A 15810-nucleotide genomic window follows, 5' to 3' on the forward strand; every position below is an offset into this window, starting at 1 on the left:
TAGATATAAAACACGAAGGGAGAGGGATGGGGATGCAAAATTTATTTTTGACAAACAAAGCCTATGTTGAGGGGAAAATAGTTTCACCTCTAACCTTTAGCCATGAAATGTATGGTGAGGGCTTTTACAACTTTTTCATTGAAGTTCCAAGATTAAGCCAAACTGTTGACGTTTTGCCGGTTACTGTATCGGAGAGGCTTATAGCCAACCTTGATATGTCCCAGGGAAATTTAATTTCTATAGAGGGTCAGATAAGATCCTATAATAGAGTGGTTGACGGGGCAAGTAGACTCCTTCTTACCATTTTTGCAAGGGATATAAAAAGAATTGATACAATTTCAGACAAGCCTAATGAAATAAGCCTCGATGGTTACATATGCAAGCAGCCTGTTTATAGAACAACTCCCCTTGGGAGGGAAATTACCGACATATTGATAGCTGTAAATAGGGCATACAACAAATCCGATTATGTTCCAGCTATTGCATGGGGTAGGAATGCCAGATTTTCTAGCAAGTTCGAAGTAGGGACCCATGTGAAGATTTGGGGCAGAATGCAGAGCAGGGAATATGAAAAGAAACTATCAGATGACAACATAGTAAAAAGGATTGCCTATGAAGTTTCAATCTCAAAACTTGAAAAGATAGAGGATGAATAAAGGAAGTAGCATTGACTACTTCCTTAAATCGTCTAATAGCTTTGTTTTTTCCTTTGTTTTGTCGTCAACCCTTTTTATAACCTTTGCAGGAACTCCAGCTACAACAACTCCGCTTTCAACATCGTGGGTTACAACTGAGCCTGCAGCAACAACTGAACCTTTTCCAACTTTAACTCCTTCTAAGATTACAGCGTTTGCCCCTATTAGAACATCATCCTCAATTATAACAGGATCTTTGCTTGGAGGTTCTAATACACCTGCTATTACTGCACCTGCACCAACATGAACATTTTTACCAATTTTACCCCTTGCACCTATTACAGCATTCATGTCGATCATTGAATTTTCCCCGATTTCAGCACCTATATTTATAACAGCTCCCATCATTATAACAGCATGATCTCCGATTGTAACTCCTTCTCTTATTATTGCTCCAGGTTCAATCCTTGCATTAACATGTCTTATGTCCATCATCGGGATTGCTGAATTTCTTCTATCCCATTCAATTCTATATTTTTTAATTTTATCTTTATTCTCTTCTAAAAATTTTTCCACAACATCGTTTTCACCAAATAATATATAAAAATTATCTTTACCGTAAATATCGATATTTTCAGGGCATAATCCTTCAAGGTTTCCATCTACATAAACCTTAACAGGAGTTGTCTTTTTAGCTTCCTTTATGTATCTTGCTATTTCATATGGATCAGTTAAATCATATTGCCTTTGTTCCAACTTTATCACCTCTACCTTTAATTTAAAGTTTACTATGACTTTGCTTAATAATATATCATTTAATAATTATTTTTGTCAATTAATAGAAGGAGATTATTACAATTTATGTTATAATTATAATTGAATTATTATTGAAAGGGGTAGTAATATGGGTAAGCTTACTAAGGGATGTATTCAGGTTTATACAGGCGATGGAAAAGGTAAAACTACTGCAGCAATTGGGCAGGGAGTTAGGGCAGCAGGAAATGAACTTAGGGTTTACATGGTGCAGTTTTTAAAGGGATCGGAAACAGGTGAATTAAAAAGTATAGAAAAATTAGATCCATATTTTAAAATATTTAGATTTGAAAAGAAAAGGGGCTTTTTTTGGACGCTAAGCGATGAAGAAAAGGCAGAATTAAAAAAGGAAATAGAAGAAGCCTTTGAGTTTTGTAAAAAGGTATTGAAAAATAAAGAATGCGACGTTTTAATATTGGATGAGATTATGGGGGTATTACATAACAAGCTTTTATCAGTTGAAGAAGTTGTAGAATTTTTAAAATCTAAGCCTGAAGATATGGAAATTATTTTAACTGGCAGAAATGTTCCAAAGGAAATCATGGAAATTGCTGATTTGGTTACTGAAATGAAAGAAATAAAACATTATTTTGAGAAGGGAGTTCCCGCAAGAAAAGGAATTGAATTTTAATATTATTGTAACCTAAATTGAAAAAGTGAATATTGTAATATTAACAAGCAATTTTTTGAAGGGAACTTTATGCTACAAATCACAGCCCTACATTATATTTACCTTATCTTTATTTTACTTGTAATTACCTTTATGGTTTATAAGAAGGATACGAGTTTAATATGCATCATTGGAATTTTTGTTTTAGGGTTAGTTGCTACGGGTTCAGTTTATCAATCGATTATGGCTGTATTTAATGGATTAGCCTATGCAATCAAGGAACTTTTAGGAACTATTTTGATTATTTCCATAATCGTTGGCATGGGAAGTGTTCTAGAAAAAACGGGTATAAATCAAGAGATGGTTAGGCCATTTTTAAAATTAATTAAAACACCAAGCTTAGCCTACTGGATAATAGGTCTTGTAATGATGATTATTTCCTGGTTTTTCTGGCCATCACCAGCAGTTGCTTTAATTGGAGCTATATTTGCACCGGTTGCAATTAAAGCTGGGCTTCCGGCCCTTGCTGTAGCAATGGCTATGAACCTATTCGGACATGGAATTGCCCTTTCAAGCGACCTTGTAATTCAAGGTGCACCGAAACTTACTGCAGGTGGTGCTGGAATTGAAGTGGCTGAGGTTATAAGGGCAAGTATTCCCCTCACAATTGTAATGGGACTTGTTACCACTGTTACAGCCTTCATTTTAATTAATAAAGACATGAAAAGAGGAATTTTAAAGGTTAAAGAACAAATTAAAGAGGATAATATAAAAAAGGAGTCCCCGCTTTCACTATATTATAGAAAACTATTTGCAGTTTTAATTCCTATAGTTTTTGCATTAGATATAGTTATAATGCAAGCCTACAAACTTCAAGGTGGGGACGCAACGGCTTTAATTGGAGGAACGGCTCTGTTTATCCTTATATTAATACTTCTTTTTTCATCAAAAACAAAGGCGATTGATGAGGTTATAAATTACTTGATCGAAGGGTTACAATTTGGATTTAAAGTATTTGGTCCTGTAATTCCGATTGCAGCATTTTTCTACTTAGGAGATGAAGGATTTTTAAAGATTATTGGGGAATTTCTTCCTAAAAATTCAACTGGGCTTGTAAATGATTTAGGACTTGCTCTATCTCAGATAGTTCCAGTAAACAGGGTTCTTAGCGCTGCATCCCTAACAACCGTTGGTGCTATAACCGGGCTTGATGGTTCAGGATTTTCGGGAATAAGCCTTGCCGGAACTGTTGCCAAAATATTTGGAACAGCATTAGGAAGAGGCACCGCCACATTAACTGCCCTTGGTCAACAGGCAGCTATTTGGGTAGGTGGAGGAACGTTAATTCCTTGGGCTGTTATCCCAGTTGCAGCAATTTGTAAGGTTAGCCCCTTTGATCTTGCAAGAAAGAATTTGATCCCTGTTGTTATAGGGCTTGTTGTTACAACTATATTTGCAATGTTTATTATATAAAAGGGACTGCTAACGCAGTCCCTTCAGATTGTAGACAACCTCTCATTGGTGTTTAGACTTTGCAAGAGCCCCGTGAATGGATTTCAAAAAGGCATCTCTCATGAGTTCTAGCAATTCTTGCTTTTCGACTTTTCAAAAGTCCGTAATTCTGCACACGGACGTGCAGAGCCGAGTGGCCGACACGGGTGTCGGCTCACGAGGGTAGGACTTTTGAAAACAAAGAAAAGCTTAGAATTGCTTAGCGAAATGAGCGAATGCCAGGGAAATCCTTCACGGGGCTTATCAAAAAACAACTTTTTCAACAGTCTGAAGAGACTGCTAACGCAGTCCCTTTTTGTGACAACATTAGACATTATTGCATAACATATATTAGAAAATAAAAGAGGTGGAGATTATGAAAAAATATGTTGAAGTAAAATATGATTCCTTTGAACAAATAAAGGAAGTTGATATAGATTTACATTTAAATAAAAAATTTTTTCGATGGGGTAAAGGGTAGAAGGGTAATTATTTTCTGTATTTTATCTCTTTTTTTAAGAAGTATAATGAATTAGTTTACTAAAGACTACATAAATGAATTAGGGGGTGAGCTGATGAACAATCAAAAGGAAAGATTGCTAAATGAGGAAGTAAATTGTGAAGTTTGCAGCCAATCCTCAACTGGAGTAGGATGTGAATGCTGCTGCAATGGAAGCCAAAACATTACCTTTAAGCCATGTGAAGATGTAATAGATTATACTGTAGGTCCTTTTGATTTAAAGTGTGAAGGAAGATTTTTGAAGGTAAGGGTAAGGCTTAAAAATGTTTGTTGTAATAGAAAAATAAACGTTGGCGTATTGGTTTGTGAACCAGTTGATGGAACCTTCTATACAAGGGGATTCAAAGCTTGCCAAATTGTTGTTCCTGGAACAGGATGTAAAGATGTAACAATAGATGAATTCTGCTTTGTATTCCCTGATGAAGATCTTTGCAGAAGCAAAACCTATGTTGTTAAGGTTGTTGCACATTATGCAGAATTCCCAAGCTTCCCATTCTGCCCGTGCTAATTAAAAGTGGCCATCTGAAAAGATGGCCATAATTTCTACCAATTAAAGATATCCTTTAAATTTATTGAGAGACCATTAAAGGAATAAGAATATGCAATATCTTCTGAAGTTAAAGCTGCATATTCGATATATAAATCCTTTTCTAAAACAAAAATCTGCAAGGTTTTATTTCTTGGATTTATTATCCAATATTCTTCTACTTTGAATTTTGAATATAGGGACATTTTTTTTATGTAATCTATTGATGCTGTGGAAGGGGATAAAACTTCGATTATTAATTTTGGAATTCCTTTATAGCCTTTATCTGTGATATTTTCTTTATCGCAAATTATTGTTAAATCAGGCTGAACCACATTGATCTCACCAGTGTTTTCATTTTCAAATATAACGTCAAAGGGATATAGAATAGGAATGCAATTAGTATTTTTAAAAAAATTCATTAATTCAATATTAAGCTTAGAAATAACTATTTGATGTTCAAAGGATGGTGAAGCAAGAAGATAAATTTCGCCATCTATAAACTCAGCCCGTTTATCTTTAGTTAAGTCTAAAAACTCCTCATAGGAATATTTTTTTGGGCTAGGTAACATTGGTATCACTCCCAAATTAAACTGTTTCTTATATTTAAAATATTATAACCTATTTATAAAATCTTCAATCCTGTTTAACCCTTCCCTTAAAGTTTCCATAGAACTTGCAAAGGAGATCCTTATAAATCCTTCACCTAATGGTGAAAAGGCATCACCTGGAACTACTGCAACCCTTTTATCCTCCAGAAGTTTTGTTGCAAATTCTAAAGATGATAAACCAAATTTTTTAATCGATGGGAAAAAGTAAAAGGCACCGTTTGGTTTTACAACATCAAATCCTATATCTAAAAGCCTTTCATAAACAAAATCCCGCCTTTTTTTATATTCCTCCCTCATAGAAATTGGATCCAAAGGGCCATTGGTAAGGGCCTCTAATGCCGCATATTGGCTAATGGATGAGGCACAGGAGTTTATGTATTGATGAAGCTTGATCATTTCCTGTGATATATATTTAGGAGCAAGGGTGTAGCCTATTCTAAAACCTGTCATGGAATGGGACTTTGAAAGGCCGTTAACCACAATAGTCTTATCAAAGACCTCCCTAAAGCTTGCAATGGATACATGTTCAAAATCATATGTAAGCTCACTATATATTTCGTCAGATAGGATAAATATATCTTTATCCTTTATTAATTTTATGATTTCATAAAGTTCAGCTTTATTTAACATAATCCCCGTAGGATTTGAGGGAGAAGGAATGATTATGCATCTTGTTCTTTCGGTTAAATGCTTTTTAATAAGTTTTGCTTTTAACTTAAAATCATGATTGGTAGTATCAATAAAAACAGGCTTTGCACCGCAAAGTTTTATAACTGGCTCATAACCTGGATAAATCGGTCCTGGGAGGATTACTTCAGAATTTTCATCAAGGATGGTGTTTAGGGCAATGTAAATTGCTTCGCTACCGCCGCTTGTTATAATAATTTCATCGTCAGGATTGTATTCTATACCATACTTTTTGTAATAATTTGAAACTGCTCTTCTAAGTTCTAAAATTCCAGCATTATGGGTATAAACCGTTTTATTATTATCTAAGGCAATCTTTGCAGCATCCTTTACATGGGTTGGAGTTTCAAAATCCGGTTGACCTATAGTTAGATTTATAGCATCCTTATATTGTGATACGAGATTATAAAATCTTCTTATACCTGAAATCTGGATATTTTTTATCCTTCTATTTAAAAGCTCTTCCATTGTATCTTCCTCCTATTTAAAAAGCCCACCTTAAGGTGAGCTTTTCATTTATTTTAATACATCATTCATTGTATAAAAATTAGGCTTTTTTCCTACTAAGAATTTTGCAGCCCTTATAGCACCATAGGCAAACACATCCCTTGATAGTGCAGAGTGGTTTATTTCAATAACCTCTCCTGCGCCTGCAAAAATAACAGAATGTTCGCCAACTATAGCACCGCCCCTTATTGCATGGATTCCAAGTTCCTCCTTTTTTCTTTTATCAGTTTTAGAATGCCTGCCGTAAACATATTCTAAGCTATTTTGAAGGGATGAATTTATAGCATCTGCAAGCATAAGAGCAGTTCCGCTTGGTGAATCAAGCTTTTGATTGTGATGCTTTTCGATGATTTCAATGTCAAAATCTCCATAAAGTATTGGAGCGATGTTTTTCAAAAGATTAGTTATAAGGTTAATTCCAATAGACATATTTGCTGAGTTTAATATTGGAATTTTTTCAGAAGCCTTCTTCATCTTTTCTTTTTCTTCAGGAGAAAACCCTGTTGTGCATATTACAAGGGGAACATTTTTACTAAGTCCAAACTCTAAAATAGAATCTAAGGCCGAGTGGTTTGAAAAATCTATTAAAACATCAACATCCTCCTGAACCTTTGATAAGCAGTCATAAACAGGATAAGGGTTTTTTATTTTATTAGGTTCCCTATCAACACCACAAATGATCTTCATATCCTCCATTTGAGATATTATTCTTGTCAATACCTGACCCATCTTACCATTACAACCATGTAATAAAACCTTCATATCTTCACCTCTATAACTTGATTCCGTATTTGATCATTTCCTGCTTGAGTATTTCAAGGTTCTTTGGAGAGATTTCAACAAGTGGAAGCCTTAATGTTCCAACATTCATTCCCATAAGGTTCATTGCGGCCTTAACAGGAATTGGATTTGTTTCTATAAAGAGGGCTTTAATAAGTGGTAGCATCTTTAATTGAAGTTGTTTTGAACCTTCTATATCCCCATTAAACCACTTTTCGCACATATCGTGGGTATCCCTTGGAAGGATATTGGCAACAACAGAAATAACTCCCTTTGCACCAAGGGCCATCATTGGAACAACTTGATCATCGTTGCCTGAATATATGTCTAAATTATCGCCACAGAGCTGAGCAATTTCTGCAACTTGAGTTATATTGCCGCTTGCTTCCTTTACAGCTACTATATTTTCTATTTTTGATAGTTCATAGAGAGTTTCAGGCAAAATATTAAACCCAGTTCTTGATGGAACATTGTAGATAATTATCGGCTTTTTAACTTGAGATGCTATTGCCTTGAAGTGTTCAATAGCTCCCCTTTGGGTTGTCTTGTTATAATATGGTGTGATAACTAAAAGGCCATCAACGCCGATAGAATCAGCCCATTTTGACATTTCAACAGCAGCCTTAGTATTGTTAGAACCTGTTCCTGCAATAACAGGGATTCTTCCCTTAACAACATCTACTGTAAACTTTATAGTTTCCTTTCTTTCTTGTTCGCTCATTGTTGACGCTTCGCCGGTAGTTCCGCATACTATTATTGCGTCTGTTTTTTCTTCAATATGCCATTCAATAAGCTCCTCAAGCTTTTTAAAGTCAACGCCATCCTCCTTAAATGGAGTTACTATAGCAACCCCTGAACCCTTGAAAAGAGTCATATAAACCATCCTCTCTAAAAATATACTTAATATTATTATATGCACAAAATGTTCTAGGTTACAATTAGTTATTTACAATAAGTTCAGCAATCTGAACAGCATTAGTTGCAGCACCTTTTCTTATGTTATCTGCAACAACCCACATATTAAGACCATGTTCTACGCTAAAGTCCCTTCTTAATCTTCCAACAAATACTTCGTTCTTCCCCTCTGCTAAAATCGGCATTGGATAAATATTGTTTGAAGGATCATCCATTAATATAACGCCTTTACTGTTTTTAAGTATTTCTTTAATTTCTTCTAAATTAAAATCTTTTTCAAACTCGACATTTATAGACTCACTGTGGCCGTGGTAAACAGGCACCCTAACTGTAGTTGCAGTAATTTTAAGATCAGGTCTGTGCATTATCTTTTTTGTTTCTTCAATCATTTTCATTTCTTCCTTTGTGTAACCGTTATCCATAAAAACATCTATGTGGGGGATAACGTTGAATGCGATTGGGTGAATAAATTTTTTAGGTGCAATCCCTTTTATACCATTTTGAAGATCCTCATATCCTCCCTGACCTGCACCTGAAACTGCTTGATATGTTGAATAAACTATTCTTTTAATTTTGTATTTTAAATCTAGGGGCTTTAATGCAACAACCGCTTGGATCGTGGAGCAGTTAGGGTTTGCTATTATTCCTTTATGCCAATTTATATCTTCTGGGTTTACTTCAGGAACAACAAGCGGAACGTCATCGTGCATCCTCCATGCTGAGCTATTATCTATTACAACACATCCCTTTGATGCAGCAATTTTTGCAAATTTTAAACTTGTTGAGGCACCAGCTGAAAAAAGAGCAATATCTATTCCTCTATCAAAGGAATCCTCCTTTAATTCCTCAACTATATATTTTTTTCCTTTGAATTCTATTTCACTTCCTGCTGATTTTGCCGAAGCAAAAAGATAAAGTTCATCGATGGGGAAATTTCTCTCCTCTAAAACCCTTAACATCATTCTACCAACCATTCCGGTGGCACCAACTACTGCAACCTTTGGCATGGTAATCCCTCCTTAAATATATTCAATAATAATCTATGAAAAAAATATTTATTAGATGTATTATACCATATAATTAATAAAAATTAAGATATCTTTAAAATTTATCCATAGGAAAAATTGACAATGAGTTTAAATGATGTTATTATACATTTGCAAGATTTAGATATAATTAAATTCAAAAAACGAAGAAAAATGGCAAGGAAAATGTCGAAATGTGAAATATTAATTTTTTTTAATATTAATTGTCGAAAAAGAAATTAAATTATAAATTTTTAAAAAACGTAGTTTTAAACGTCAAAAATATTTTTTTAAATATATTTATTCAAATTAGAAGGGGGGATTTTAAAGTTTTTATTTAATAATAACTAAAAAAATATTAAAGGGGGATGAAAAATGACAAGGTATCTTTTAAGAAGAATTGGATACATGGTGTTAACCATGTGGGTAATCATTACAGCTACCTTTTTTCTTATGAATACTTTGCCTGGTGACCCAATAAGGAATAAGGCAAAGCAGCTTCCACCTCAAATTCAACAAAATTTAAGAAAAAGATATGGACTTGATAAACCCGTTCACATTAGGTATCTAATTTACTTAAAGAATCTATTACATGGAGATCTTGGGGAATCTATAGAATTCCCGGGTGAAACAGCTAATAACATAATAAAAGAAAAATTCCCTGCATCAGCAAGACTTGGACTTCAGGCTGTATTTTTTGGATTAATTATAGGTCTTATTTTGGGTATTTTAGCTGCCTTTTACAAAAATACATGGATAGATTATCTTGTAATCTTTATAGCCTTAGTAGGTGTTTCTGTCCCGAGCTTCGTCGTTGCAGCCCTTATTCAGAAGTATTTAGCAGGGGGATTCTTCCCAATAGTTGGATGGCCTTCTGAAAATGTTTGGTTCTCGGGATGGCGATATACGGTATTACCTACATTTGCATTGTCATTGGGTAGTATTGCAATATATTCAAGATATATGAAATCATCCGTATTAGATGTTATTAACCAGGACTATATAATGACAGCAAGAGCAAAGGGTGTTCCTAACGTTCAGATAGTTTGGAAACATATCTTAAGAAATGCTATATTACCAATTATAACGATATTAGGACCTCAGATTGCAGGTATCATCACAGGAACCTTTGTTATAGAAAGAATATTTGCTATACCTGGACTTGGTGAATACTATGTTGCAAGTATAAACGCAAGAGATTACACAATGATTATGGCAACTACAGTATTCTTTGCATTCCTATTTATTCTATCCCTACTTATAGTAGATATTCTTTATGGTGTAATTGACCCAAGAATTAGAGTAACTGGTGAAAAGAGATAGGGGGGATAATATGCTTGAACTCAACAAGGAAAAGTTTCAAATATTAGGATGTGAAGGCCAAAATGCCGATGCGATAATGAGGCCTAATATAACCTATTGGCAGGATGCATGGAGAAGACTAAAGATGAATAAGGTTGCAATGTTTTCCATGTATCTTTTGCTAGTGATAATATTGATGTGTATAGTAGGTCCTTATTTAAGACCTTATGGATTTGAAGAGCAATTTATTGAGCTTGCAAATACTCCACCTACTAAAGAACACTGGTTTGGGCTTGATCAGCTTGGAAGAGATATTTTTGTTAGATTATGGAAGGGTGGACGTGTATCTATAGCTATAGGTTTAATTGCAACTTTCATCTGCACAGTTGTAGGTGCACTATATGGTGGAATTTCTGGATACCTTGGCGGATTAGTTGATGATGTTATGATGAGAATTGTTGAAGTTATTGTAGGAATTCCATACCTTATAGTTGTTATATTGATATCAATAGTATTTGAAAAGGGATTATTCTCCCTAATACTTGCCCTAGTTTTAACAGGTTGGACAGGTATTGCAAGAATCGTAAGAGGACAGATATTGCAGCTTAAGGAATCTGAATACGTTCTTGCAGCTCAAGCCCTTGGTGCTGATCCTGCAAGAATAATCATAAAACACCTTATTCCAAATACTATAGGTATAATAATTGTTTATATGTCCCTTAATATACCTTCATACATTTTTGCAGAAGCTTTCTTGAGCTTTATAGGTCTTGGAGTGCAACCTCCAAACACAAGCTGGGGTGCAATGGCTGCATTTGGACAGCAAAACATGGATTTTTATCCATATCAGTTAATATTCCCAGCAGCAGCGATAAGCTTAACAATGCTTGCATTTAACTTACTTGGTGATGGTCTAAGAGATGCTCTAGACCCAAGACTACGTCAATAAAGGAGGTTGTGCCATGGAAAGATTGCTTGAAGTAAGAAATTTAAGAGTTTCATATCATACATACGCAGGGGAAGTTCAATCAGTAAGAGGAGTATCCTTTACCCTTGATAAGGGTGAATCCTTAGCAATAGTAGGTGAATCAGGTTGTGGAAAGACAGTTACTTCAAAGGCTATAATGGGGCTCATTCAGACGCCTCCGGGGGAGATCAAAAAGGGAAGCGAAATATTATTCCAGGGGAAAAATATTTTAGAGTTTTCAAAAAAGGAATGGCAACAATATAGAGGTGCTGAAGTTAGTATGATCTTCCAGGACCCAATGACATCTTTAAATCCTACTATGAAGGTAGGTTTGCAGATTGCAGAAAGCCTTATGATCCATAGGGGTATGTCAAAGAAGGAAGCTTTTAAAGAAGCAGTAAAGATGCTGGAAATGGTTAATATACCAAACGCAGAAAGCAGAGCAAACCAATATCCACACCAATTTTCAGGTGGTATGAGACAAAGAGCAATGATAGCCATAGCTCTTGCATGCAATCCTAAAATACTTATTGCTGATGAGCCAACAACAGCCCTTGATGTTACTATCCAGGCGCAAATAATCGACCTTATGAAGGAGCTTCAAAAGAAGCTTGGAACATCAATAATTCTTATTACTCATGATCTTGGCGTTGTTGCAGATATAGCACAAAAATTGATAGTTATGTATGCAGGACAAATAGTTGAAAGAGGAAACGCAGAGGAATTATTCTATAATCCACAGCATCCATATACATGGGCTCTTTTAAGGGCAGTTCCAAGACTTGACTCAGAAAAGAAGGAGGACTTAATATCAATACAAGGAACTCCACCAGACCTTATAGCACCGCCTAAGGGATGTCCATTTGCATCAAGATGTCAATACAGAATGCAAATTTGTGATGAAGTTCCACCACCAGTTACAAAGATTAGCGAAACTCATGAAGCAGCTTGCTGGTTACATCATGAGTATGCTCCAAAAGTGGACATTCCTGTTGGTAGAGGAGGTGTATTATAATGTCAGAAGTAAGAATAACTGAACAAAAAGGTCAAGTTTCAGATGAGGTATTAGTTGAAGTTAAAAATTTGAAAAAATATTTTAGAGTAGGGAAAAATGCCATCTTAAAGGCAGTTGACGATTTGAATTTATATATTAGAAAAGGTGAAACATTAGGTATGGTTGGAGAATCCGGTTGTGGTAAAACCACAGCGGGAAGAACTATACTTGGAATATATAGTCCAACTGATGGTGAAGTTTTATTTGAAGGAAAAAATGTGCATAAGCTTTCAGGAAGAGAGAAAAAGGAATATACTAAAGAGGCACAAATTATTTTCCAGGACCCATATGCCTCATTAAATCCAAGAATGACTGTTGGGGATATTATAGCAGAAGGAATAGATATTCATGGAATATACACTGGAAAAGAAAGATTAGAAAGGGTTTATGAACTTTTAAGAATGGTTGGACTTAACAAGGAACATGCTAACCGTTTCCCACACGAGTTTTCGGGTGGGCAAAGACAAAGAATAGGTATCGCAAGAGCCCTTGCGGTAGAACCTAAATTTATAGTTTGTGACGAGCCTATATCAGCTCTTGATGTTTCAATCCAAGCTCAGATTGTAAATATGCTTATAAAATTTCAAAGGGAACTTGGCTTGACTTACCTTTTCATTGCCCACGACCTTGCGATGGTTAAGCATATTTCAGATAGGGTTGCGGTTATGTATCTTGGTGTAAATGTTGAGCTGGCAGAAAGCTTTGAACTTTACAAGAATCCTTTGCATCCATATACTCAGGCGCTTTTATCAGCAATACCGATACCAGACCCAGAAGTTGAAAAAAAGCGTCAAAGAATTATGCTTGAAGGAGAAGTTCCAAGCCCAATAAATCCGCCTGTTGGATGTAGATTCAAAGCAAGATGCAAACATGCAAAGCCAATCTGCGGAGAACTAAATCCACAGCTTAAAGAGGTTAGCCCAGGACATTATGTAGCTTGTCATTTATATTAATGAATAAAAAAACACCTCCCTGTAATAATAAAACTAGGGAGGTGTTTTTATGGCTACACCTTTTAAGAAGGTAGTAAAGGCAAAGCTAAAATCCAAAAAGGAACTTACTCCAAAGGAAAAGGAAAGAGAAAAATTAAAATATGAAATTGCTGAGGAATTAGGACTTTTAGATAAAGTAAAAAAATACGGTTGGAGCGGTTTAACCGCAGAAGAAACAGGAAGAATAGGTGGAATTATGACAAAGCTTAACAAGGATGCAGGACGAAAATGGAACGAATAGCTATGCTGTTGTCTTAAGTAATGTTAAATTACCCTTTATTTTAAATTCACCTAGGGAGGCAGGAATTAGAAAACTATCCCCCATTTTTATTTCATAATCTCTATCATATATTAATTTTCCTTCACCTTCGATTGTAGTAAAGATTATAAAGGAGTTATTTGGTTTGTCTTTGAATTCTTCCTTTACATTAATTATATCTACATTAAAGTATTTGCAGCTTACTGCCTTTGCTATGTTGTAACCATCAAGTTCTATGAAAATTGGTTTTAATACTTTTCCTTCAAAATCATAATCTATAACATCTAAGGCTTTATCTATATGCAATTCTCTTTTTTTTCCGTCCTTATCAACTCTATTCCAATCGTAAAGTCTATAGGTTATGTCGCTGTTTTGCTGGATTTCTGCCAGTAAAAGTCCATCTAAAATTGCATGAACTGTTCCTGAAGGTATAAAAATTATGTCGCCCTTTTCCACAGGAACAAAGTTTAAAATCTCTTCAACAGTATTTTCTTCTAATGCTTTTTTTAAACTTTCTTTAGTTGTCCCCTTCTTAAGCCCGTAAACAAGTTTTGCATCTTCTTTAGCGTCTATAACATACCACATTTCTGTTTTTCCAAGCTGATTTTCAACTCTTTTAGAGTAATCATCATCCGGATGAACTTGTATGGATAATTTATCGTTGGCATCGATAAGCTTTATAAGAAGAGGAAAACTATCGTATTTTTTACCAAGAATTTCCTTACCATAGAGCTTAATTACTTCATCTAATGCTTTTCCCTTTAAAGGACCATTTTTTATTATGCTCATTCCATTTTTATGACAGCAAATCTCCCAGCTCTCGGCAACATTACCCTTTGGAATATTTCTTTTAAAATAAGTTTCAAACTTTCTTCCACCCCAAATAATACTTTTATAAACCGGCTCAAAAAACAATGGATAAAGCATTTTGATCCCCCTTTAACATAGTGTAAAATTATTGTAGGACGAAAAAGGACAAAAAATTTAAAAGAGACAACCCCTGTGGTAAAATAAAAAGTGGAAAAAACACAAATCAATAAGGGGGTGTCTCTTTTGAATAATATTATACAACATGATATTATACAACAACATTTAATAAATTTCACTACTAAATTAATAAAAAATGTAGAAGAAATGCTGTCAAAAGAATGGGATTTTACAAAACTTGTTGAGGTAGTTAAAGAATCGACTGATGAACTTGGAAGGAATATAATAAAAGACTTTTTAGAAGAATTAGATAAAGCGATTAAAGAAGATGATAAGAGAAAAAAGGAATGGATAGTTGAAAGAAAAGACAAGAAAAGTATTATTACGCTCCTAGGAGGAATAGAATATTCAAGAACATACTACAAATCAAGAAAGAGCGGAGAATATAGATATTTACTTGATGATGTTATAGGTATAAGGAAACATGAGAAGGTGGATAAAGAAGTAAAGATAAGGCTTGTAGAGAATGCAATCAACATGTCCTACGAAGAAAGTAGCAAGGTAACATGCAAAGAGAAGCTAAGTAGGCAAACGGTATTTAATGCAATAAGGCAGGTAGGGGAAGTAGAGGTAAAGAGAGAAGTAAAAGAAAAAAGGAAGGTAAGGGTATTATACATAGAAGCGGATGAAGATCATGTTGCACTGCAGAATGGCAAAAAGGAGATGCCAAGGCTTGTCTATGTTCATGAAGGAAGGCAAGAGAGGAATGGAAGGAATGAATTAAAAAATGTATATTACAAAGCATACGTAGGAGTAGAAGCAGAAGAAATATGGATAGATGTAGCGAATTATGTGTATGAGAATTATGAAATAGAGAGCATAGAAAAGATATATATAGCAGGGGATGGGGCAAGATGGATAAAGGAAGGGATAGAGTGGATTCCAAAAGCGAAATTTGTATTAGACAGATATCATTTAAACAAATACATAATAAGAGGGACAGCAAAGAGAGAAGAATATAGGGAAAAGATATGGAAAGCCATAAATGAAGGAGATAAGAAGGGTTTAAGGGAAATATTTAAGGAGCTTGCAAGTAAAGCAGAAACTAATACAGAAAAAGAAAGGATAAAAGAAGTAAGAAGGTATATATTAAACAACTGGGAAGGGATAGAAATATATAAAGATGACG

At 34.8% G+C, this 15810-nt stretch carries 17 protein-coding genes; 10 read left to right on the top strand and 7 right to left on the bottom strand.

The features are described from left to right. Positions 1-32: 32 nt before the first annotated feature. A complete protein-coding gene (locus CAAU_RS02345) occupies positions 33-656 on the top strand; it encodes a single-stranded DNA-binding protein (protein WP_008907836.1) in 624 nt (207 codons plus the stop codon). A gap of 15 nt (positions 657-671) precedes the next feature. Here the strand turns inward: CAAU_RS02345 and dapD are convergent, their stop codons facing one another. Then, positions 672-1391: a 2,3,4,5-tetrahydropyridine-2,6-dicarboxylate N-acetyltransferase gene (dapD, locus tag CAAU_RS02350; RefSeq protein ID WP_008907837.1), complete on the bottom strand. Its 720-nt coding sequence runs from the start codon at positions 1389-1391 to the stop codon at positions 672-674. Between the two features lie 148 nt (positions 1392-1539). Between dapD and CAAU_RS02355 the strand changes: the two genes are divergently transcribed. The 3 genes from CAAU_RS02355 to CAAU_RS02365 all read left to right on the top strand — a co-directional run bounded on the left by CAAU_RS02355 (position 1540) and on the right by CAAU_RS02365 (position 4577). Continuing rightward, the gene (locus tag CAAU_RS02355) at positions 1540-2079 is read left to right on the top strand and encodes a cob(I)yrinic acid a,c-diamide adenosyltransferase (protein WP_008907838.1); all 540 of its coding nucleotides are present in this window, start codon (positions 1540-1542) and stop codon (positions 2077-2079) included. A gap of 69 nt (positions 2080-2148) precedes the next feature. After that, entirely contained in the window at positions 2149-3531 is a 1383-nt protein-coding gene (locus CAAU_RS02360; protein ID WP_008907839.1) for a hypothetical protein, read from the top strand. A 593-nt stretch (positions 3532-4124) separates the two neighbouring features. Then, positions 4125-4577 (top strand): hypothetical protein, encoded by a 453-nt coding sequence (locus CAAU_RS02365; RefSeq protein ID WP_008907841.1) that lies wholly within the window; start codon positions 4125-4127, stop codon positions 4575-4577. A gap of 35 nt (positions 4578-4612) precedes the next feature. Here the strand turns inward: CAAU_RS02365 and CAAU_RS02370 are convergent, their stop codons facing one another. The 5 genes from CAAU_RS02370 to CAAU_RS02390 form a co-directional block, all read right to left on the bottom strand. After that, a complete protein-coding gene (locus CAAU_RS02370; protein ID WP_008907842.1) occupies positions 4613-5167 on the bottom strand; it encodes a Uma2 family endonuclease in 555 nt (184 codons plus the stop codon). Positions 5168-5209: 42 nt separating this feature from the next. Next, positions 5210-6361, bottom strand: a complete 1152-nt coding sequence (locus CAAU_RS02375; protein ID WP_008907843.1) for an aminotransferase A — start codon at positions 6359-6361, stop codon at positions 5210-5212. A gap of 48 nt (positions 6362-6409) precedes the next feature. Further along, a complete protein-coding gene (dapB, locus tag CAAU_RS02380) occupies positions 6410-7162 on the bottom strand; it encodes a 4-hydroxy-tetrahydrodipicolinate reductase (RefSeq protein ID WP_008907844.1) in 753 nt (250 codons plus the stop codon). Between the two features lie 10 nt (positions 7163-7172). Next, a complete protein-coding gene (dapA, locus tag CAAU_RS02385) occupies positions 7173-8054 on the bottom strand; it encodes a 4-hydroxy-tetrahydrodipicolinate synthase (protein WP_008907845.1) in 882 nt (293 codons plus the stop codon). Between the two features lie 64 nt (positions 8055-8118). Next, positions 8119-9102, bottom strand: a complete 984-nt coding sequence (locus tag CAAU_RS02390; protein WP_008907846.1) for an aspartate-semialdehyde dehydrogenase — start codon at positions 9100-9102, stop codon at positions 8119-8121. A 393-nt stretch (positions 9103-9495) separates the two neighbouring features. Here CAAU_RS02390 and CAAU_RS02395 point away from each other — a divergent pair, with 393 nt between their 5' ends. From CAAU_RS02395 to CAAU_RS02415, 5 genes are read left to right on the top strand one after another with little or no spacing between them, the layout of a single operon-like run. Further along, the gene (locus CAAU_RS02395) at positions 9496-10443 is read left to right on the top strand and encodes an ABC transporter permease (protein ID WP_008907847.1); all 948 of its coding nucleotides are present in this window, start codon (positions 9496-9498) and stop codon (positions 10441-10443) included. Between the two features lie 10 nt (positions 10444-10453). Continuing rightward, entirely contained in the window at positions 10454-11371 is a 918-nt protein-coding gene (locus tag CAAU_RS02400; protein WP_008907848.1) for an ABC transporter permease, read from the top strand. A 13-nt stretch (positions 11372-11384) separates the two neighbouring features. After that, complete coding sequence (locus CAAU_RS02405; RefSeq protein WP_008907849.1) at positions 11385-12404, top strand: ABC transporter ATP-binding protein; 1020 nt, start codon at positions 11385-11387, stop codon at positions 12402-12404. Then, a complete protein-coding gene (locus CAAU_RS02410) occupies positions 12404-13396 on the top strand; it encodes an ABC transporter ATP-binding protein (protein WP_008907850.1) in 993 nt (330 codons plus the stop codon). The genes CAAU_RS02405 and CAAU_RS02410 overlap by 1 nt, the downstream gene beginning before the upstream one ends. A 49-nt stretch (positions 13397-13445) precedes the next feature. Further along, positions 13446-13676, top strand: coding sequence for an alpha/beta-type small acid-soluble spore protein (locus CAAU_RS02415; protein WP_008907851.1), 231 nt, complete (start codon positions 13446-13448; stop codon positions 13674-13676). On the opposite strand, the gene CAAU_RS02420 is transcribed toward CAAU_RS02415, so the two are convergent. Beyond that, on the bottom strand, positions 13677-14621 hold the full coding sequence (locus CAAU_RS02420) for a type I phosphomannose isomerase catalytic subunit (RefSeq protein WP_040305693.1): 945 nt from the start codon (positions 14619-14621) through the stop codon (positions 13677-13679). A 126-nt stretch (positions 14622-14747) separates the two neighbouring features. Between CAAU_RS02420 and CAAU_RS14130 the strand changes: the two genes are divergently transcribed. After that, a partial coding sequence (locus CAAU_RS14130) for an ISLre2 family transposase (protein WP_040305695.1) occupies positions 14748-15810 on the top strand: 1063 nt, incomplete at its 3' end.

Source organism: Caloramator australicus RC3, assembly GCF_000297115.1.
Lineage (GTDB): Bacteria > Bacillota > Clostridia > Clostridiales > Caloramatoraceae > Caloramator > Caloramator australicus.